Source organism: Coleofasciculus sp. H7-1, assembly GCF_057473865.1.
Genome location: NZ_JBYCCT010000026.1, coordinates 101,294 through 122,920, shown reverse-complemented (window position 1 = coordinate 122,920; position 21,627 = coordinate 101,294). Strand labels below are relative to the sequence as shown.

The following is a 21,627-nucleotide window of genomic DNA, read 5'->3' as shown; positions in this document are numbered from 1 at the left end:
GGCTGTTTGAATATCCAGATTTCTTTCTTTCAGTCTGGAATTTCATTTTTTTTAACCTCTATATCCCTTAATCAATTCAACTCGCCACACTCATCTACCTTTAGCAAAGTTAAAGCTATGAAGACACCTTCCGATCCTCAATCCAATACAACAAAAGCCAATATTAAGCGTCGCCTCAGGGGTCGAAAGACAAGTGTTAGCCATCAACCCCCTCCTCTTAAGCTCATTCCTAACCAACAAGATTTAAACGGCTCTCAAAATCTTGAGCAAAAGGTAGAGAACAAGGTTAAAGGTCAACTAGAGCAAACAGAGCAAGGCAACCTTAACCCGCCGTCGCCACAACTGAATGTACCCAAAAGCCGCACGCTCCGCAGCCAATTGTTGAGAACAATCTTACCTGTGGTACTAGCACCGCTAGCGATCGCTGGTATGGTGAGCTGGGCGATTACCAATTATCAAGCAGCTGGGCGCACGGAGGCGAAATTATGGAATGACGCGATGCTATCCTCCGATTTGGCTGGCACAAAAGTCAAGGATGCTTTAAGAGTTTCGTCGTCTTTGGCAGAAAATCCCTTAACTATTAATGTTGCTCGTGCTGCCAACTTTGACGATTTGGCGGTGCCGTTGGATCATGTGGGACTGAGTAACTCTGAAAAAATTCAGATTTTGGCTCCAGTCAGCAAAGCCGTTATTAGTACCATTACATCTAATGGCGCGATCGCTCAGACAGAAGTGCTGGGTGGCGATCCGATTTTACAAAAAGCAACGGCTCTATTAGCAGAACTCGAAGTACAAAAGGCTAATTTTAGGGAAAACCCCACCCCAGGGAAAAAGCCAAGCTACGTTGCAACTACAGGTTCGCTCCAGGGACTCACCATTATCCCTTACGTTCACAAACAGGGACAATTAGTTCTGAGTACCTCCTTCGATCGGGACGGCAGAAAATATAGCCTTGCCGCAGTTCCCGGCATCGATTTGGTCAGTGTCAGCTCAATTGACCTTTCTGAAATTGCTGCCGCCGGAAATGAGCATGGACTAATTTTTATCCTAATTTTTCTTTCCTTGGGAGCCGTAGGTGCAGGTATTGTGGTGAGTTTAGCACGCCGCTGGTCCGCTCCTTTGAAAGAATTGACGGGTACATCAGAGCAGGTTGCTGCCGGAAATTTGGATGCCTACGTTGAACCTCGCGGTACTACTGAAACCCAAACTCTAGCTGTCAGCTTTAATAACTTGGTGGCCCGAGTTAAAGACTTGTTAAACAAACAAGAAGTTGAAGGAAAGCGATTACAACTGTGTGCCGATATTGCTACCAGTGCCAGGGAATCTCTAGATACTCACGAAGTATTCAAGAAAGCAGTTCAAGGCACTCAACAAATCCTGAACGCAGAACGAGTATTCATCTATCGCTTCAACCCTGACTGGAGTGGCTATGTTGTTGCCGAAGCCGTTGCGCCCGGATTGCCAACCTGCATGAAAATCAAGGTGGCTGATACCTACTTCACATCTTCAAAGGTGGGAGTAGAACTATATCGGAAGGGTCGCGTGTTTGTCATTGATGACATCTACAAAGCCAATCTCACCCCTTGTCACCTTGAGTTGTATGAGCGATTAAAAATCAAAGCCAATGTAATTACCCCGCTGATTAGCGGCGACAAACTACTCGGCTTGATGTGTACGCAACAGTGTTCAACACCCCGGACTTGGCAGCAGTCTGAAGTCGATTTCTGCACCCAAGTTTCCACTCAATTAGGTCTAGCGATAGACCGGATTGGCTATTTGCAAAAGCGGGAAGTTGAAGCTAAACAACAAGAAGTTGAAGCCAAGCGATTACAGTTGTGTGCCGATATTGCCACCAGCGCCAGGGAATCGTTAGATGTCAAAGAAATTTTTGAGAAAGCAGTTCAAGGAACTCAACAAATCCTCAAAGCTGAACGGGTGTTTTTGTATCGCTTCAACCCAGATTGGAGTGGAGATGTAGTCGCCGAATCAATTGCACCAGGTTGGCCTTCCTGCTTAAAAATGACCGTCACGGACACCTACTTCACCGACTCTCCAACGGGGGTAGAACGATACCGCAATGGTCGCGTGTTTGTCATCAATGACATCTACAAAGCCAATCTTACGGGTTGTCACATTGAGTTGTATGAACGATTAAAAATCAAAGCCAATGTGATTACCCCGATTGTCAGCGGTGACAGATTGCTGGGTTTGCTGTGTACGCAGCAGTGTTCAAATTCTCGGACTTGGCAGCAGTATGAAGTCGATTTTTGCTCGCAGTTGTCTACTCAAGTCGGCTTAGCTCTAGACAGAATAAGTTTCTTAGAACAGAAGGAAGCTGAAGCAAAACAGCAAGAAGTTGAAGCCAAACGCATTCAGTTGTGTGCCGATATTGCTACTAGCGCTCGTGAGTCGCTAGATGTCAAGGAAATATTTGAGAAAGCCGTTGTTGGCGCTCAACAAATCCTGAATTCAGAACGGGTGTTTTTGTATCGCTTTAACCCGGATTGGAGTGGGGATGTAGTCGCCGAATCAGTTGCACCCGGTTGGCCTTCCTGCCTAAAAATGACCGTTACCGATACTTACTTCACCGACTCGAATGTGGGGGTAGAACGATATCGCAATGGTCGCGTATTTGTCATCAATGATATTTACCAAGCTGGTTTGACTTATTGCCACGTTGAGTTGTATGAGCGATTAAAAATTAAAGCCAATGTGATTACCCCGATTGTCAGCGGTGATAAATTATTGGGCTTGCTGTGTACGCAGCAGTGTTCAAATCCTCGGACTTGGCAGCAGTATGAAGTCGATTTTTGCTCGCAGTTGTCTACTCAAGTCGGCTTAGCTCTAGACAGAATAAGTTTCTTAGAACAGAAGGAAGCTGAAGCAAAACAGCAAGAAGTTGAAGCCAAACGCATTCAGTTGTGTGCCGATATTGCTACTAGCGCTCGTGAGTCGCTAGATGTCAAGGAAATATTTGAGAAAGCTGTTGTTGGCGCTCAACAAATCCTGAATGCAGAACGGGTGTTTTTGTATCGCTTTAACCCGGATTGGAGTGGAGATGTTGTTGCGGAAGCGGTGACGGCAGGCTTGCCTTCGTGCCTAAAAATGACCGTTACCGATACCTACTTCACCGACTCGGATGTGGGGGTAGAAAAGTATCGTAAGGGTCGCGTATTTGTCATTAATGACATCTATCAAGCCAATCTTACAGGTTGTCACATTGAGTTGTACGAGCGATTAAAAATCAAAGCCAATGTGATTACCCCGATTGTCAGCGGTGACAGATTACTGGGTTTGATGTGTACGCAGCAGTGTTCTAATCCTCGGACTTGGCAGCAGTATGAAGTCGATTTTTGCTCGCAGTTGTCTACTCAAGTCGGCTTAGCTTTAGACCGGATCAGTTTCCTCAAACAGAAGGAAGCGGAAACAAAACAGCGAGAAGTCGAAGCCAATTTGACACAACTGTTTGCAGATATTGCCAACAGCGCTCGTGAATCTCTCGATGTTAAAGAGGTTTTCGAGAAAGCAGTGGTTGGCGCTCAACAAATCCTAAATGCAGAACGGGTGTTTTTGTATCGCTTCAACCCAGATTGGAGTGGAGATGTTGTTGCGGAAGCGGTGACGCCCGGATTACCGACCTGCATGAACATGAAAGTGGCAGATACCTATTTCACCGACTCAGAGGCGGGGGTGGAGTTGTACCGCAAAGGTCGCGTGTTTGTTATCGATGACATCTATCAAGCGAATCTCGCCCCTTGTCACGTTGAGTTGTACGAGCGATTAAAAATCAAAGCCAATGTCATCGCCCCGATTGTCAGCGGTGATAAATTACTGGGCTTAATGTGTATCCAGCAGTGTTCAACCCCTCGGACTTGGCAGCAGTCTGAAGTCGCTATCTGCACGCAGTTGTCCAATCAAGTTGGTTTGGCGATAGACCGCATCAGCTATCTGGAACAGAAAGAAGCTCAAGCCACGAGATCGCAACTTTTGTCAATGATTACCCTCCGCATCCGGGAAACTCTGAAGCTGGAAGACATTCTTAATACAGCAGTCCAAGAGGTGCGACGCGCATTTAAAACGGATCGCTTGATCGTCTATCGCTTCGATGCGAGCTGGGATGGGATGGTAATTGCAGAATCTGTGGCGACGGGTTGGATGCCAACTCAAGGGGTCAGAATCGAAGATACCTGCTTGAAAGAGACCCAAGGGGGAAGCTACAACAAAGGGCGCATTCGTGCGATTGACGATATTTATCAAGCGGGTCTGAACGAGTGTCACATTAAGATGTTGGAGCGCTTTCAAGTCAAAGCCAACTTGGTCGTGCCCATCGTGGTAGATAACCAGCTATTCGGCTTGATGATTGCTCATCAATGTTCGGGGACTCGGATTTGGCAGAAGGGTGAAATCGATTTATTCATCCAGTTGGCAACTCAAGTGGGGATTGCCCTCAACCAAGCGACGCTGCTGGAACAGATTCAAACTTTGCTGGCAGCGCAAGAGGAAGCGACCCGCCAACAATCTGCAAATGCCGAACAGCAAAGGTCAGCCAAGGAAGCCCTCCAAAAACGAGCGCTGGAACTGCTGCTGGAAGTCGATCCCGTCAGTAAAGGAGACCTCACCATTCGGGCGCAAGTGACTGAGGATGAAATCGGCACGATTGCTGACTCCTACAATGCCACGATCGGTAGCTTGCGGAAAATTGTCAGCCAGGTGCAAACTGCCGCCAAACAAGTGGCGGCAACCACCAGCAGCAATGAAGTCTCTGTCCAAGAGCTATCGGCAGAAGCTTTACGGCAATCGGAGGAAATTTTAGCGGCGCTGGATCAAATTCAGGAAATGTCCACTTCGATTCGAGCGGTTGCTGCCAATGCCGAACAAGCGGAAGCTGCGGTTCAACAAGCGACGCAGATTGTGAAGGAGGGTGATGCTGCCATGAACCGCACGGTGGACGGGATTCTAGCGATTCGGGAGACGGTTGCAGAAACCTCCAAAAAAGTCAAGCGTTTGGGCGAATCTTCGCAAAAGATTTCCAAAGTGGTGAACCTGATTGGCACATTTGCTGCTCAAACTAACTTGTTGGCGCTAAATGCTTCAATTGAGGCGGCACGCGCTGGGGAAGAGGGTCGAGGCTTCGCCGTAGTTGCGGATGAAGTGCGATCGCTGGCGCGGCAATCGGCGGCAGCAACGGCGGAAATCGAAAAGCTGGTTGCAGGCATTCAAGCAGAAACCAATGAGGTGGTAGCGGCGATGGAAGCAGGCACCGAGCAGGTCGTCACAGGTACGAAACTGGTGGATGAAACCCGCCAAAGCCTGAACAAAATTACGACTGCCAGCGCCCAGATCAGCGCCTTGGTGGAAGCGATCGCCCAAGCGGCTGTCGTGCAATCCAAAGCTTCCGATGCAGTCACCAAAACCATGACCGACGTGGCAGCGATCGCCACTAAAACCTCAACGGGAGCCACTGATGTATCGGCATCCTTTAAGGAATTGCTAGCGTTGGCGCAAGAACTGCAAGCAAACGTGGGGCAATTTAAAGTCAGCTAATGGGTAATCGGTAATGGGTAATGGGTAATCGGTAATGGGTAATCGGTAATGGGTAATCGGTAATGGGTAATCGGTAATGGGAAGGGGTAAGAATCCAACCAATTATCAATTACCAAACCCCTTTTCCCCAATTATCAATTACCAATTACCAATCCCCATACGCCTTTTCCCCAATTATCAATTACCAATTACCAATTACCAATTTAGTATTATGGCGCTCGACTCTGATATCCGCGACCAAGCCTATCAGTTCTTCATTCAAGAAGCTCCAGAGCTGTTGCAGGTCATCGAATCGGAACTGCTGACGCTTAAGACAGAGCGGACTACCGCTAAAGTTCACAGTCTCATGCGTGCGGCTCACTCGATTAAAGGGGGATCTGCTTGCGTGGGACTGGAAACGATCAAAATGATCGCTCACCGCCTCGAAGATATCTTTAAGGCGCTCCACAACAAAGAGTTAGAGATTGATGCCGAACTAGAAAGCTTGTTGCTGCAAGCTTATGATTGTCTTCGCCTCCCTTTAATGGAGCAGATTATGGCGGGTCATTTCAACGCAGAACAGGCAATGGCGATCGCAGAACCCGTGTTTGCTAAAATTGAGGCGCAATTAGGAGATTTCCTCACCGGAGAGGAAGTTTTACCCAACTCGGTAGAATTGGGAATCGATATAACCTTATCGATATTTGAAGTGGACGTGGCGCAGGAACTAGAGCGTCTCACCAATGTTTTAGCCCATCCTGAAAGCAATCAAGTAGCCGGAGAATTGCGGGCACTCGCCGATGTATTTATTGGCATCGCAGAATTATTAAATTTGCCAGGATTTGGAGCGATCGCTCAAACTACTTTGGTGGCTCTTGATGCTCATCCCGAACAAGCCTTGCAGATTGCTAAACTGGCATTAGTTGATTTTCTGGCAGGGAGGAAAGGCGTACTCGCAGGCGATCGCTCGCTTGGCGGATCGACATCCCCCGCTTTAACAAAACTTGCCGCTCCTTCTTCGGTTCAAACGCCCGTAGCAGCAGTTACAGTCATAGAACCGGCTTCCGAATTAGAGCTACTGACTGAAGATGAAGAGGAATCAGCGTTCTCCTTTTCTTCTATTGATGATATTTTTGGTAGCTCTGTCCTCACATCTGAAATAAATGAAGATTTCCTAGACGTTTCGGCACTATTCGCAGCTGAAGAAATTCCTGAAACTAAGTTAATTTACCAAGAAGAGGAACTCACTTCAATTTCTTGTCTGGATGAAATTTTTCCTGATTCTAACTCAAATCAGAAAACAACAGAAATTGCTAACTTTTCCTCTTTTGATGGACTCAAACTTCCGGCACTACCCGCAGCCAAGGAAGATCCACAAATTGAGTTATTGAATCAAGAAGAGATACTAACTACCACTCCTTCTCTAGATGATATTTTTGGTAGCTTTGTCTCATCGCCAGCTTTAGAAATTGAAAACTTATCCTCTTTTGAGGTATCGGAGCCGATTGGAATCATTCAGGAAATTCCTGAATTAGAGCTAGTTTCTGAAGAATTTTTACCGCTAACTCCAAAACAGCATTCAGAATTAATTGAAACAAAATCGCCAGAGAATATTCAAGAAATCGTTCAGAAAATTGAGCAAGTATTTGACAGTTTGCCTTCCGTAACCGAGCTTCCTGTCAATATAAGAAACAAAGAAAATTCGCCTCAGATAATTCAGAGTGAAAGCGAAAAACCAGCGTCTAAAGCCTCCAGACTAGCTAAATCGCCTGTTGCCAAAGACAAAAAAGAAACCATAGCTACTACCAATTCTACTCCCCAACTTTCTGTTCGAGTTGACCTAGATCGACTGGAACGAATGAATAATTTGGTGGGGGAACTTGCCATTAACCGAAATGGTCTTTCCCTACAAAACGAACAACTGCAAGCAACTGTGCAAGAACTGCTGCGGCGGTTTGCTAAATTTCAGGAAATCGCCAATCATCTGCGCGATTTATCAGACCAAATGATAGTGGCTCCAGAACGCCATTCTACTTCGCCAGACTTACAAATCGCATCTCAAAGAGCAGGAAAACCGGGTGTAGAAAGGCGATTCACCGCGTCTGGAATCGGAGAAAATGTAGAGCCAAATACCCTTTCTTCCAGTAACTATACACCCCTAATTTCTTCTTTTGACTCCCTAGAGATGGACAGCTATGGAGAATTACACTCAATGCTGCAAGAAAGTCTTGAAGAAATGGTGCAACTCGAAGAAATCGTCGGGGATGTGGCACACTTAGCTGGACAGTCAAGCCAAACTCTAGAAGGTCAACGTCAAATGATCGCCCACTTGCGGGATGATTTGATGTGGGCGCGGATGCTTCCCCTGCGCGAAGTGTTGAGTCGTTTTCCTAGAGTATTGCGCGACCTTTCCACAAAATACAAAAAGCCAGTCGATCTGAAATTAAGTGGGACGGGAGTTTTAGTTGATAAAGCAGCTTTAGAAAAACTCAACGACCCTTTACTGCACTTGCTCCGAAATGCCTTCGATCATGGCATTGAGCCACCAGAAATACGCCGTCAGCAAGGGAAACCGGAGCGAGGTCAGATTGAAATTCAGGCTTATCATCAGGGAAGTCACACGATTATTGAAGTGCGGGATGACGGTCAAGGAGCCAACTTAGAACGCATCCGTTTGAAAGCGCTAGAGTTAGGGTTGATTTCACCAGAACAAGTGGCTACAACTCCAACAACTCGACTTTTAGATTTGCTATTTGAGCCAGGATTTTCTACTGCGGCTCAAGTCAGCGAACTGTCTGGTCGAGGTGTGGGATTAGATGTGGCGCGATCGCAGTTGCGATCGCTCAAAGGCACCATCACCGTCACCACCACTCCCGGACGAGGTACCACCTTTACGTTACGCATCCCGCTGACGTTGACGATTGCCAAATTACTCGTCTGCTTGGTCGGTTCCGCCGCTTATGCCTTCCCCGCTGACAGCATTGAAGAAATCGTAATTCCGAAAGCTGACCAGATGAAGCACTCTGGAAAACAGAGATTCTTGCACTGGCGCAAGCGAATCGTTCCTGTCTATCACTTATCAGAATTACTAGACTATAGTTGTCCGTTGCCCGAATCAATTCCCAGCCAAGCTTTAGTCGCCGTTCCTACTCCCGAAGATTGGGCACCGCCGATGCTGCTAATCCGCCGAGATAACCAAATTCTTGCCTTAGAAATCGATCGCTTGGTCACAGAGCAAGAATTGGTGATTAAACCCTTTGGTGCTGCGATCGCGCCGCCAAGTTATATTTACGGTTGCACTATTTTAGGAGATGGGAGCCTGATTCCGGTGATTGATGGTGCAATGCTTCTCAGCCAGATGATGGGGCAAAGTAAGAACGCGATCGCTACAACTACTTTCACCGATCTGCCAACTGCTTCTCCCATCAAAACTGCATTAATTGACAAAACTAAAGTATTAGCGATCGCTGCCAAATCGCCTTTAATATTAATCGTAGATGACTCGATCACCCTACGACAAACTTTAGCTTTAACACTACAAAAAGCAGGATACCGCGTCTTACAAGCAAGAGATGGGCGGGAAGCCATCGAACAGTTACAGCAAAATTCCAACATTCAAATGGTGGTTTGCGATGTGGAAATGCCTAACCTAAATGGCTTTGAATTTCTCAACCATCGTCGTCAAGATCCGCAGCTATCGAAAATACCCGTAGCGATGCTTACTTCCCGCAGTAGTGAAAAACATCGACAATTAGCAACTCACTTGGGAGCCAGTGCTTACTTTAGCAAACCTTACTTAGAGCAAGAATTTTTAGCAGCACTCAAAGCCCTCTTTGACAAAAGTGAATCTTTAGGAGCAACTGCCGTTCTTGGCTCATCATAATGGGAGCATCTCAATGTTTTTAAAAACATCAATTTCAGTTCAGAACCCCACCTCAACCCTCTCCGTGAATGGGGAGGGATGAATCTTACTTTCCCATGAAAAAAAGGCATGAACAGTACTTTAATCAACTCAACTCCCCCGGATTTTGATCGGTTAGATGTTTCCGCTGCTGTACCCGCTATCAAAGTGCTTGTCTTTAGCATTGGTAGCTTAAACTTGGGTTTGCGGATTGAATCTATCTACAAAGTGTTGAATTCTACCCAGATTTATGGAAGCGGACTGAATGGGGTAGGAATTGCTCATGTAGGCGATCGCGAAGTAACCGTTTTGGATCTACAGCAGCGGTTATTTCCATCCAATCCAACCCACGAAAACCTTCAGGGAGCCTACCTGATCGTTATTCAAAATACAGAAAGCGAATTGTATGGTATCTCCGTAGAAACCGTTCCCGCTTTGATAGATGTACCCTTATCCACTATCCGAGTCTTACCCGAATCCTTTCGTCACGCTAACACGCTGGGGATAGCCAGTCACGTTGCTGTCATTTCTCAACCAGAAACTTCTCTAACCTTATTTCTGCTAGATATTGATACGACAACGAAACTTTATTGGGGCAATTTCGCCCTGCCACCTGGTACGGACGAGGAGACAGATCGGCAACATCAATAATACTATGTTTATTATCCTATAAAGGCGATCGCTAGCTCATCTGGATCGCTTTGGGAATTCAGCTAAATATATCTACTTATCAATTAGAAGATGAGAGCGATCGCGCCCCAAATTAAGGGTAAAAATATTAGCTTTGTGGCATATTTAAGTTAAAGTTATATGCCCAAGAGAGAACCATGACTAACACAAGTCGCCTACCCCCTCAAACCGATCCGCCTCTTTCACCCAGGCTGACATTGCCGACGATGTACGATTTACCTAGCGAAGATCCAGAGGAACCTGGTTTGCCAGACGAATATCACGGATATCAGCCGTCGCTGTTACGACAAACTTTCAAGCCAGCTAACTTTACTCCAGAGGAAATTTTCATCGGTGCCGATCTGAATATTTATTACGAGCTTCGCCATCCCAATTGGTATAAACGCCCAGATTGGTTTGCCGTTTTGGGAGTTCCCAGACTCTACGATGGTGACAAATTGCGCTTAAGCTATGTTCTATGGCAAGAACAAGCCAGTCCGTTTGTTGTCGTTGAGTTATTGTCACCAAGCACTGAGGATGAAGACTTAGGGCGCACTGTTTCCGAGAGAGGAAAACCACCCACTAAATGGCAAGTTTACGAGCAGATTCTGAGGGTTCCTTACTACATTGTTTTCAGCGGCTATACAAATGAGATGCAAGCATTTCGTCTGGTGGCTGGTGCTTACGAACGAACAGAATTGACTGATGGACGTTTGTTAATTCCTCAGTTAGAGCTAAGTTTAGGTTTGTGGCAAGGTAGTTATGAAAATATTGAACGAACTTGGTTAAGGTGGTTTACAGCATCCGCAGAGTTAATTCTAACTCCGGGTGAAGAAGCCCAGCAACAAGCCGCCGTCGCCCAGCAGGAAGTTGTAGCTGTCCAGCAGGAAGTCGCCGCCGCCCAAGCGGAAGTCGCCGCCGCCCAAGCGGAAGTCGCCGCCGCCCAAGCGGAAGCCGCCGCCGCCCAGCAACGCGCTGAACGGCTAGCAGCAAAACTACGCGAGTTGAATATCGATCCAGATCAGTTGGAATAGGTAGCAGTTAGAGATCGCGCTTCAATTGAGGCGGAAATAGGAGATGCGATCGCTTTTTTAATTCAGATAAATACATCTATCAATCTATTAGCAGAATGAGCGCGATCGCGCTTGACAAAAACCATCATTATTGAATGGTGAAGTGAAGGCAATCGCCGCCACGACTTTAGGGCAAATCGTTAATTGGCAAGGCTTTTGGGCGCGATTTCACTTACCACCTGACATTCTCCTATGCGAGCGCGACTGAAATTTTATAAATAGGTTGACAATTTTAACTTTAAAAGATAATATATATATAGTAATCCTATTTGAATTGTGAGATGCCAGCGGTTCAGATCCCCGACTTCTCTAATAAGTCGGGGATCTTGCCTTCACGAATCATTTAGGACTGCTATATATATTTTTATTTACTATATTAATTACCTAGAAATAATAATGGGAAACCTAAGCCATAAAAGCTCTGCTATTCAATTTAGAGAGCCGTTTAAAGATATGGAAGACAGTGATAATGCCAATCCGGCAGAATCACTCAATCGAGTTGATCAAGTTCGGCAACAGTTAAAGGTGTCGCCGTTCAAAAATATTGCCTTTGCTGACTTCCAGATTGACGGTGACAGTGGCGAACTGATAGCTATTAGCGGTCAATCTAATCGTTCAGGAACCGTTGGTTTACTTCAGGAGCCTTTATTTGAAACTTTTGAAGTCCCGCCTGGACATTCACGAGGCTATGATAGTGAATACAAACTTCTTGAGGAACTGGCATCCCGATATGCTCAGACTCCAGAAGTTGAAGGCATTATCAATCTGTTCACAGAACGACCGCCCTGTGATTCCTGTAGCAATGTTATTCAGCAATTTCGCAGGCGGTTCCCAAACATTATCCTGACGGTTAACTATGGTTAATTATATCGTTTCCGGTTGAACACTTATTATTAGGGGGACGGGGGAGGGGGTAATGGCTTGATGTCCCCGCACCACCTTCCTACTTCCCCAATTTTAGTAATGAGTGATTAACAGTAAAAGATATTAATATTATAAATGCGAGGCTTCAAAGAGTTAATAGCCATGTACCTAGATAAGGTAAAAAAACAACTGATAGAACTAAAAATCGCATCGCCAGATGAACAGGTGGGCTGTACCCAAGATGAAGTAATTGAGCTTGAGCGGCAGTTGGGGATTTCCCTACCAAAAGCCTATCGGGAATTTCTCTTATCTATGGGGTATGGTGCAGGTAAATTTTTACGGGGTTCGGACTGTTTCTTTGAACATCTGCCCTACCTGCAAAAGTGGGCAATTGAGTTATTAGAGGAAAATAACTTTTGCGAATCTCTGCCAGAAGATACCTTTGTTTTCTCAATGCACCAGGGGTATCAGTTCAGCTTTTTCAGACTTTCGGAAGGAGACAATCCGCCGACTTACTCCTACTGCGAAGGAACAAATCAAACTTCTTTCATTAGAAGCCATGAAAGATTTAGTGACTTTCTGGCTACAGAGGCGGAAATTCACGCTCGGTATCTCTATTCATCTGTTAATAGATAAGAGCGATCGCATCCCCATCTCTATAAAAGCGCGAACCGACAGGTCGGCGCTTCGCTATCGCTCTCGTTAATTGATAATCTACTCAAAACAAAATCCCCCAACTGTTACCCCTCTTTTTCAGGGGGGCTGGGGGATCAAAATAATGAAATTGCGATTAGCGGATTGGCGGACAGGGAACAGGTGGGAACCCTCCCGCCTCAATCACGAAGTCATCGAAATCCTCATCTTTTCCAGGTTGGGGTAGTCCTGTATCATCCCAAGCGATGCGAACGCCAGTAATTTCTTCGTTCGTGCCACCATCCAAACTGCCATTAAACGCAGCTGCCAAGTTGCTAGTGGATCTGACGCTGCGTCGAGTTTGACCCGTAGGGCTAACAGATTCCAGGTAGAAAGCATACCGGGTATTCGCCTTAAAAGTATATTCGCTGAGTCGGTTTTCTACGGCTCCCCCATCAACTGTCCCCAGAAAATCGATTGCCGTGCCAATATTATTTTGACCGGGCGAGGAAGGCTGAGGCTGTTCGCTTCCGAAGCCGTCATAGGGTTTGACTTCCTGAAACAGCACTGTCTGTTCACCCGTATCTAAATTGACAACGCCAAGCGTTGATCGATAAGCTCCGTGGGACTCTTTGAATTCAAATTCAATCGTCGTATCCACCGGGAACTGGACAGCTTCTCCAAACACATCTTCAGCGTGAACGGGCGTTGCCAAAGCACCCACAAACCCAGCGGCGATCGCTCCCAGTAGCCACTTGAACCTGGCGGTTCTACCGTTTTTACGCTTCATCTGCCTCATCGTATTCTTGCTCCTGCTCACACTAGAATGACTGTGCAACTGACAACCGAACCTCTACCAAGTCCGCAAACCGGAGTTGGCTCTGGAAATGTCTTTTTGCTGCAAAGTAGTTCTCAAATTTTCTACTTCTGTCCTTAACTCCTCTAGCCGCTGACACGCCTGGGGAACCGGGGGTGGTGTTTGAGGCTGTCGAGTAAACCGGCGGACAGAGGGAGTTTGCTCCGTCAGGGCTGCCCCGCAGGCTTGAAAAGCTGCTTCTGACTCTTGGTTGAGCCGAGTAATATTTGCAGTTAGTTCCGGATCTAACTTGTCATCAGTATCAAAGACGGGTGCCGTGTTGTTCCAGATATTAGTTCCCGTGATGTCAGAATAACTACGGTCGGCTCTAGCAGGCGCAGCAATACCCAGCGCCACAATTGATAAACCAACAACCCAACCCAGAGATTTTATGGTGTGCATTTGGGGTACTCCTCCTTAAAACTTCAATGCTGTCCCAACACCTAATACAAATCGAGAGCCGTCACCCGCACCCGCAACGTCGCGTAAGGCTGGAGTAATCACAAAAGGAAAGTTTTTGAAGGGAGCAATGGAAAGACCTAATGCTAAGTCCTGTCCTGTCCATTCCGCAATCAAACTAACAGGTCGAACAACTCGAACTGCCAAATTTCCAAACACGTTGATATTGTTTTCACCAGCATCAACCGCACCGTCGGAACGGAACTGTCCATCGCCGACACCAACCGTAAAAGCAACGCGACTGAAAGCATCATTGAGAGATTCTCGCGTTCGGAATACTTTGGTAACAACTCCATATTTGGATTGTTCAAAGTCGTTGCGACCAATATTTAAAAAGCCATTCCAGCCTAATGCTGCGGATACATCTCCCCCAAATCGACGATGCAGCTTGCCATTAAAGCCACCTTCGCCGAAGCTGTCATTTGTCGCTAAGGCGTAGGATAGTTCTACGCCCACGGCTTTATCGGCATTGCCTAACCCGATGCCTATCCCCGCAGCGCCCACAGAACCGCTATCTTCTCGCACGGTGGGTTGATAGGTGCCACTGATAAAGGCGGTGTTTCTATCTGCACCATAGCCAACTGGGATATAAATGCTCAGGGCTGGCGAAGATTCAAATTCCTCGATGGGTGCTGGCAACGCTAGCGGCGCAACAGGTTCCGGACTCGGACAGCGTTCTGTAGCCGGTGTGGTTACTTCTTGTGCAACCTGATAAGTTGCATCATCTAAGGATTTAACGTTCTTGTTTCTTTGCGAGGCACAGGTATTTCCGGCTTTCGGTTCCGTCTTTGCGATTAACTGGCTGGTTGTAGCCGTTGACGAGTGAGCGATCGCCGGATCTGGGCGGAGTGCTTCAGCCTTGAATGTGAATGCATCTCCACTGGGTATCGTTCGTTCATTCACAGCCACTTCGTTAACGGTTTCCCCATTTCGGAAGGAAGCTAAGTCAGAAGCTTTCCTCGCGGACTCATCGGATGCAGGCTGGTTAACATCAGAAGCTGTTGATAACTCTGTGAGGATGTTATTTGGGGGAAGCGCCGCAGCTTCTGGGATTTCTGCCAAATCGGTTTGGGGGGCGGCTGTCAATGCCGGAAGTTGCCTTGCAGCTAATCCTGGGGCATTCTGAGAAGGCGATCGCAGAACTTCCTGCCTGGATATCAATAGTGGTTCTTGTTGTATTTCTGGTGCCGCGATCGCTGCCATACTCCTGGGAGTCACCATCGGGGTGCCAACACTCCCATCATCGGTCACGGCTTCCTGGGGAGAACCTTCGGAACTCGGACTTTCACTTGCTTGGGCTGTCATCCCTCCAGCCACAAAAGCAGCTAAAGTACAAACAGCAACACTAGGAAAACGCATAAATTAGCCCTACTAAACTCACACCGCTCGAATCGAGAAGTCGGTCTTCCCAAATAGTTGAATAGATACTTATACAGAGTTGGGCGCGTTTATCCGCAGCGATAATGACACAAATTTTGCCTCGATCAGAGTAAAAATTGTCGCTTCAAATTCCGATCTACTATCCACAACCTGAAGCGTTGCCTGTTTTCAGCGATCCTTCACCGGCTAAACTAGCCGTGTCGATATCTATATTTACGACATGATTGTTTTTGTCGCCCTGCTAGCTTTCTACGTTGCCTGGAATCTGGGCGCAAACGACGTTGCTAACTCGATGGGAACGTCGGTGGGATCGAAGGCTGTCACCCTGCGGCAGGCATTGGTCATTGCCGGGGTTTTAGAATTTACAGGTGCGGTGGTGTTTGGTCGTTCCGTATCGGAGACGCTGGCAACCGGGGTTGTCAATCCAGAACTGTTCGCTGCCGCACCTCAGATGCTACTGATTGGCATGGTTTCGGTGCTGATAGCCTGTGGCGTCTGGCTGCAAATTGCCACAAGTAAAGGCTTGCCAGTCGCATCATCTCATGCGGTAGTCGGCGCGATCGCCGGTTTTAGTTGGGTGGCTGCGGGTGTCGGTGCCATCGATTGGTCATTAATTGGTCTAATCAGCTTCGCCTGGGTGATAACGCCGGTAATCAGTGGCACGATTGCCGCGTTATTCTACAGCGTTGTCAAGCGTTGGATTCTCGATCAACCCAATCCACTTTTTCAACTGCGCGAGTGGATTCCCTGGTTGAGTGCGACGTTGTTGGGCGTCTTTGGGGTGATTGTTCTACCCTCTGTGAGTCAACCAATAGACACTTGGCTGACAGATAGTTTCGGCATCAACCTCCCTGCCCACGATATCCCCCTCTTGATTGGCGCGATCGCCTCTGTTGCCCTCACCTGGTTCATCTGGCGACAATTAGCCCAGGAGGAAGCAGAGGAGCAGCTTGTAGACACAAGGCTTATCGCTGGAGCCAATCAGCAGGACAGCGAAATCCCAAATTCCAAATCTAAAATCCAAAATCCCATTGAGCGCCAGCTAGCACGGTTTCAGCTATTAAGTGCCTGCTTCGTTGCCTTTGCCCACGGTTCCAATGATGTTGGCAACGCGATCGCTCCCTTAGCTGCGATCGTCTATATTAATCGTACAGGTTCCGTTCCCATCACTGGCTTTAGCATTCCCCTCTGGATTCTAGTATTGGGCGGTGCCGGTATCGTTGCCGGTCTTGCCGTCTGGGGCAAAAAAGTCATTGCGACGATTGGAGAAGGCATTATTGCCCTCCAGCCGAGCGGTGGCTTCTGCGCCGAACTCGCAACCGCCACTACCATCTTGCTTGCTTCCCGGCTGGGCTTGCCTGTCTCCACCTCCCACGCCCTTGTCGGTGCTGTGGTTGGCGTTGGTGCAGTTAAAGACTGGAAATCCATCCGCTTCCAAACCCTGCAATCGATTGGACTGGCTTGGCTAATTACCCTTCCCATTAGTGCGGGTTTGGGGGCAATTATCTTTCTAGTTACCCGTCAGCTAGGGGGACAATTCGGAATTTTCCACTTGATTGGTTAAATTTAAAACTTTACATCCCCTCTCCAGTTGCCCGATTGGGATACACTCTTTCTGGAAGGAGTTTCTAGGCGGCATCTGCTGCCCAGTTGCGGAAAATGCGTTTGCGTCCAAAAACTCGATCCTAAATGCCAGCGATCAATTGGCTTTCTGGCAGGGGGACACGGCGCTGTTTCATCCGCGTGTTGCACGCGCTCGAACCTCTGCTTATAAACGTGGCGCGAGCTTTTTTGCCCTCTTTTGTCGGAGATTTGGGGATCAAAACACTAGACTTCTGGCAAAAGTTGTCTAAACCCCCCATAAAGTCTCTAGTTTGCGGGGAAGAAGAAACTGCCTCTTGGTTCTTCAATGTGTTGCTGGAGGATGGTGTCAAAGTGGCTGTTCTTGCAGTGACTGCAAGATTCAACAGCTCTAGAACAAAATTAAATTCACCAGAAAAATCTCTTAAAAATCACCAGAATTTTGGAATAATCTGTCAGGATTAATGCCAAAAAATCAAACCCGATCATTCATCTGAGAAACAATACCCATTTGAGCCAAATCACATCCATTGCTGAAGTGGATCTGCCAAAATATCAGAAATACTAACAAGGCTTAAGTAGACTAAGTTACAATCACACTTCGTTATAGCCAATCGCACCGAGGTTATACGCTAATGGGGCAACTGGACAATCTACCGGAAAACCACAACACCGGAAATGCTACGGCAGCAGAGGCTCTTTTGAGGGCGATGACGCAGGAACTTGAGAACCTGAAGCAAAATCTCATCGTCCAGTTGAATCAAGACGTTGAGCGGCTCCAGGCTGAAAAATCCCGGTTGGTCGATGAGATCAACAATTTACAAGCTCAGCGTCAGCAATTACCCTCGTCCCAAAGCCCTCTGCCTCAAGAACAAATCGATCAGCAGCAATATTTAGTCGGGCAACTCACCCAAGCGATCGCCGAACACCTGCAAGACCTGCTGATGCAGCGACTGTCCCAGCAACCAGGCAACTCCTATCGCCCGCTGAGTGGCACTAGCAGTGCCAATTTGCCACCCTCGGCAAATGACTACAACGACAGTGCCTACCGAATTCTCTCTTCCTTGGATACAACCCTGAGAACGACTTTCAAAACACTGCAACAAGACATTAGCAGCTATCAAAGTTCGTTCTCCCAGCAGCTGTCGCGGATGCACAGCTTGGAGCAACAAGGAGAAGCAATTTTAGAAACTCTTGTCAATCGCCTGCACGAACAACTGCAAGCAGAAAGCGGTGCGCTGCCATTAGTAGAGCCATCATCAGAGGTTGGAGGACAAGCTTATAGCGATCGCAAACAGCCGCCAGAAGCGAATGAGATCCCGTTCGCGGTTCCGGCTGCACCGCTACCTCTACCAAGCCAAGCTAAACCAAGCTCCCAAGGTCAGTTAGGTTTATTGTTGATTCTAATTTCCACAGTGGCGCTGTCGGTTCACAACGTTGTTGTCCAGATCATCGGCAGAGAAAGCCAAATCTTTAACTTGTTTCCCTTGGGAGGATTCATCAAGCTGGGTTTGGGCAACTCGCTGTTAATTTTGTGGTTCCGCATGATGGTGGTGCTGCCTTTGATGGCATTACTCGCCATCATTCTCTATCCCAACGTATGGAGGGACATCAAGAAGTTTTTATTAGATCCAGACAGGCGCGGGCTTTTGACTGTAGTCGGGAGTGGCTTCTTTCTGTTTTTGTCGCAAGTGCTGATTTATATCGCCATCCCGCAAATTGGCCCAGGGGTTGCAGTGACAATTCTGTTTATGTATCCAATTATTACAGTCCCGCTGGCGTGGCTGTTCTTTGGCGATCGCCCCACCTTCCTGCGCGTTGGAGTGATGTGCGCGATTTCCTTGGGTGTTATCCTCGCGGCTTGGCCTAAAATCTTCCCAGCGGTTAATAGTGGGATGGCGAGCATTTCCGGGGTGGGAGTTGGCACCGCCGCCGCCTCAGGAATCGCGTTTGCCTTCTACCTGATTTTTATGCAGCTTGGCTTTCAAAAGCTTCACCCCGTCCCCGTCAGCTTGGTTCAGTTTACAACCATCTTTGTCCTGGCTAGCATCAGTCTGATGTTGCCACTACCAGAAAACTTAGCTGTTCAGGTCATCCCCGATAAGCGGCTGGGTTTGATTATCAGCGGCGTTGTCTTGGGAATATTGACTCTAGCGGGCTATTTGTTAAATAACTTTGGCGTTCGCTTCTTGGGTGCCGCACGAGCCTCGATCATCGCCTCTAGTGGTCCTGTGTTAACAGCAGTTTTGGCATTTTTGATTATTCCCAGCGCTCAGAATGCTTTACAGCCCATATCAATTTTCGGCATCGTACTGGTGACGTTGGGAGTATTTTCCCTAAGTTTTGAGCGCCTGCTGGTTCAAAACAAGGCGCAACCCGCAAAATAAACGCTCCTTTTAGTTAATTTATTCGTCGTAGGGTGGGCAATGCTCACCCTATTTTTTATGGAGAGTTCTAATTTATGCAAAAGGCGCGATCGCTAGATATAAAATTTAGATACAAATCGGTGAAATATAGATGCGATCGCCTTTAACCCTGTTTTGTCACTCTCCCAGTAGTATAAGAATGTACAAACACTAGAACAAAGACACAGAGGATGGTAGAGCCTCGTCCATCCGTATAAACCGTAAAATTTGTGGACGAATGATTCTATATCTTGGTTATTAATTGCCACCCACTCGGTAAATCCTGTATCTAGTAGTGCATCGACCTGAATAGGCTCTCCTTCAACATCAATCAAATCAATCGCAACTAGTAGCTGACCCTTGCTGCCAAACTCGCCTTGAATCATATACTGCCGCAGACTCCTGTCTCATTCAAACAGAAGATAATCAGTCTTCCTTGGGGAAATTTTTGACGAGATTTTATCAAAGCAGCATCTCTATCAGGATCAATAATATAATCCTCGCTGTTTGGCTCAATAACTATAAACCAGCCGTAGTAATTTTCGATAAATTCAGGGCGGACTCGTTCAAAAATCGCCCGACAACGCTGATAAAATGCTTCATCAAGAGCTTTACGTCTGGCTTTTTCTTCCTCAGATAGTTGGCGTTCTGGAAATATTCTGCCCCGACGCGGTGTGCGGTTGTTAGATAGTTGAGTCATATGATTTTATATCTGTTTAATATTAATGGTTTGTTTTTTATTATAAGCGTATTCAATAACTAGGCGATCGCGTCTTTCTCCTATAGTCAAATTGCAGCGCGATCGCTCTTACCCCAACGTCAGCACTCCCGCCGCAAAATCAACTAACAATCGCTTTGTCTGAAGCCAACGTACACCCAAGAGAATGTTTTCCAGTTCATCCCCTCCCAAAACTTCAACTGTGAACTCTTGTCCATCCAAAAGCACGCTACCATCATAAAGATTAAACCGTGCTACTCCCCGTGCAGTCTGCATATCACGGCGCTCATTACTGTCAATATCCCAGCCCAAACTTTCGGCATCTTGGTTGTCAACTGCCAGCCAACCCGTGAAACCTGTATCTAAGAGCGCCTTAACTGTAATCACATCTCCATCAGATGCAATCAATCCAATTTCAAAGAATAACTCGCCCCTACGATTAAACTCGCCTGAAATCATATTCTGCCGCAAGTTCCAGTTTCATTAATACAGGCAATGAGGCGCATCTTATTAGGATGTTTCTCGCGAGCTTTTTTCCTTGCAACCTTTTCATCTGGATCGATGACATAATCCCCGCTGTCTGGCTCAATTACGATAAACCAGTCGTAGTGATCTTTGATTAGTTCTGGTTGAACTCGTTCAAAAATCGCCCGACAACGCTGATAAAATGCTTCATCAAGAGCTTTACGTCTGGCTTTTTCTTCGGGTGGTAATTGGCGTTCTGGAAATATTCTGCCCCGACGCGGTGTGCGGTTGTTAGATAGTTGAGTCATATGATTTTATATCTGTTTAATATTAATGGTTTGTTTTTTATTATAAGCGTATTCAATAACTAGGCGATCGCGTCTTTCTCCTCTAGTCAATTGCAGATGCGATCGCTCTTACCCCAACGTCAATACTCCCGCCGCAAAATCAACTAACAATCGCTTTGTCTGAAGCCAACGTACACCTAAGAGAATATTTTCCAGTCCATTTCCACCCAATACTTCAATTGCGAACTCCTGTCCATCCAGAAGCACAGTTCCTTCATATAGATTAAACTGCGCGTCCCCCTGTGCCGTCTGCATCTCCTGCGGCTCATCTTCTTGATCCCACCCTAGACTAAGGGCATCTTGGTTATCAATTGCCAGCCAACCAGTGAATCCTGTATCTAATAATGCCTTGACTGGAATAATATCACCATCAGCAGCCATTAAACCGGTTTCAAAGAATAACTCGCCCCTACTGTTAAACTCGCCTGAAATCATATTCTGCCACAGGTTCCCGTTTCGTTTAGGCACATGATAAGGCGCTTTTTATCAGGATGCTTCTCACGAGCCTTTGCCCTGGCAACTGTTTTATCGGGATCGATGAAATAGTCCCCACTGACTGGCTCAATGATGATAAACCAATCGTAATGCTCCTTAATTAACTCTGGTTGCACTCGGTCAAAAATTTCGCGACAACGCTTAGAAAAGGCTTCGTCTTCAGACCTGAGTTTGGCTTTTTCGTCTGGAGATAGTTGGCGTTCTGGAAATACCCTTCCAAGACGGGGAGTGCAATTATTAGATAGTTGGGTCATGCGA

At 46.9% G+C, this 21,627-nt stretch carries 17 protein-coding genes; 8 read left to right on the top strand and 9 right to left on the bottom strand.

Annotated elements, in window-relative coordinates:
* The first annotated feature begins 117 nt into the window (after positions 1-117).
* The 6 genes from AC2VDX_RS07395 to AC2VDX_RS07370 all read left to right on the top strand — a co-directional run bounded on the left by AC2VDX_RS07395 (position 118) and on the right by AC2VDX_RS07370 (position 12,666).
* Entirely contained in the window at positions 118-5,544 is a 5,427-nt protein-coding gene (locus AC2VDX_RS07395; RefSeq protein ID WP_378177650.1) for a GAF domain-containing protein, read from the top strand.
* Between the two features lie 211 nt (positions 5,545-5,755).
* Complete coding sequence (locus tag AC2VDX_RS07390) at positions 5,756-9,406, top strand: hybrid sensor histidine kinase/response regulator (RefSeq protein ID WP_378177653.1); 3,651 nt, start codon at positions 5,756-5,758, stop codon at positions 9,404-9,406.
* A 108-nt stretch (positions 9,407-9,514) separates the two neighbouring features.
* Complete coding sequence (locus AC2VDX_RS07385; protein WP_378177656.1) at positions 9,515-10,075, top strand: chemotaxis protein CheW; 561 nt, start codon at positions 9,515-9,517, stop codon at positions 10,073-10,075.
* Between the two features lie 176 nt (positions 10,076-10,251).
* Complete coding sequence (locus AC2VDX_RS07380) at positions 10,252-11,127, top strand: Uma2 family endonuclease (RefSeq protein WP_378177659.1); 876 nt, start codon at positions 10,252-10,254, stop codon at positions 11,125-11,127.
* A 492-nt stretch (positions 11,128-11,619) separates the two neighbouring features.
* The gene (locus AC2VDX_RS07375; RefSeq protein ID WP_378177662.1) at positions 11,620-12,030 is read left to right on the top strand and encodes a deaminase domain-containing protein; all 411 of its coding nucleotides are present in this window, start codon (positions 11,620-11,622) and stop codon (positions 12,028-12,030) included.
* Between the two features lie 162 nt (positions 12,031-12,192).
* Positions 12,193-12,666, top strand: a complete 474-nt coding sequence (locus AC2VDX_RS07370; protein WP_378177666.1) for an SMI1/KNR4 family protein — start codon at positions 12,193-12,195, stop codon at positions 12,664-12,666.
* Between the two features lie 154 nt (positions 12,667-12,820).
* On the opposite strand, the gene AC2VDX_RS07365 is transcribed toward AC2VDX_RS07370, so the two are convergent.
* From AC2VDX_RS07365 to AC2VDX_RS07355, 3 genes are read right to left on the bottom strand one after another with little or no spacing between them, the layout of a single operon-like run.
* On the bottom strand, positions 12,821-13,462 hold the full coding sequence (locus AC2VDX_RS07365) for a hypothetical protein (RefSeq protein ID WP_378177669.1): 642 nt from the start codon (positions 13,460-13,462) through the stop codon (positions 12,821-12,823).
* A 54-nt stretch (positions 13,463-13,516) separates the two neighbouring features.
* The gene (locus AC2VDX_RS07360) at positions 13,517-13,921 is read right to left on the bottom strand and encodes a hypothetical protein (protein ID WP_378177672.1); all 405 of its coding nucleotides are present in this window, start codon (positions 13,919-13,921) and stop codon (positions 13,517-13,519) included.
* A gap of 15 nt (positions 13,922-13,936) precedes the next feature.
* The gene (locus tag AC2VDX_RS07355) at positions 13,937-15,337 is read right to left on the bottom strand and encodes a hypothetical protein (protein WP_378177675.1); all 1,401 of its coding nucleotides are present in this window, start codon (positions 15,335-15,337) and stop codon (positions 13,937-13,939) included.
* Positions 15,338-15,578: 241 nt separating this feature from the next.
* Between AC2VDX_RS07355 and AC2VDX_RS07350 the strand changes: the two genes are divergently transcribed.
* Together AC2VDX_RS07350 and AC2VDX_RS07345 are read left to right on the top strand one after the other, a co-directional pair.
* A complete protein-coding gene (locus AC2VDX_RS07350) occupies positions 15,579-16,922 on the top strand; it encodes an inorganic phosphate transporter (protein WP_378177678.1) in 1,344 nt (447 codons plus the stop codon).
* 652 nt (positions 16,923-17,574) lie between these two features.
* Positions 17,575-19,326, top strand: a complete 1,752-nt coding sequence (locus AC2VDX_RS07345; protein ID WP_378177680.1) for an EamA family transporter — start codon at positions 17,575-17,577, stop codon at positions 19,324-19,326.
* 92 nt (positions 19,327-19,418) lie between these two features.
* Here the strand turns inward: AC2VDX_RS07345 and AC2VDX_RS07340 are convergent, their stop codons facing one another.
* From AC2VDX_RS07340 to AC2VDX_RS07315, 6 genes are all read right to left on the bottom strand, one after another.
* Entirely contained in the window at positions 19,419-19,730 is a 312-nt protein-coding gene (locus tag AC2VDX_RS07340) for a hypothetical protein (RefSeq protein ID WP_378177683.1), read from the bottom strand.
* Positions 19,727-20,044 carry a hypothetical protein gene (locus AC2VDX_RS07335; protein ID WP_378177685.1) on the bottom strand — a complete coding sequence of 106 codons (318 nt, stop codon included), beginning with the start codon at positions 20,042-20,044 and terminating at the stop codon, positions 19,727-19,729. The genes AC2VDX_RS07340 and AC2VDX_RS07335 overlap by 4 nt, the downstream gene beginning before the upstream one ends.
* A 108-nt stretch (positions 20,045-20,152) precedes the next feature.
* On the bottom strand, positions 20,153-20,521 hold the full coding sequence (locus tag AC2VDX_RS07330; RefSeq protein ID WP_378177688.1) for an aspartyl protease: 369 nt from the start codon (positions 20,519-20,521) through the stop codon (positions 20,153-20,155).
* Positions 20,518-20,835, bottom strand: a complete 318-nt coding sequence (locus tag AC2VDX_RS07325; RefSeq protein WP_378177691.1) for a hypothetical protein — start codon at positions 20,833-20,835, stop codon at positions 20,518-20,520. Before AC2VDX_RS07325 ends, AC2VDX_RS07330 begins: the two co-directional genes overlap by 4 nt.
* 108 nt (positions 20,836-20,943) lie before the next feature.
* Entirely contained in the window at positions 20,944-21,309 is a 366-nt protein-coding gene (locus AC2VDX_RS07320) for an aspartyl protease (RefSeq protein WP_378177694.1), read from the bottom strand.
* Positions 21,306-21,623: a hypothetical protein gene (locus AC2VDX_RS07315; RefSeq protein WP_378177697.1), complete on the bottom strand. Its 318-nt coding sequence runs from the start codon at positions 21,621-21,623 to the stop codon at positions 21,306-21,308. Before AC2VDX_RS07315 ends, AC2VDX_RS07320 begins: the two co-directional genes overlap by 4 nt.
* Positions 21,624-21,627 lie beyond the last annotated feature (4 nt).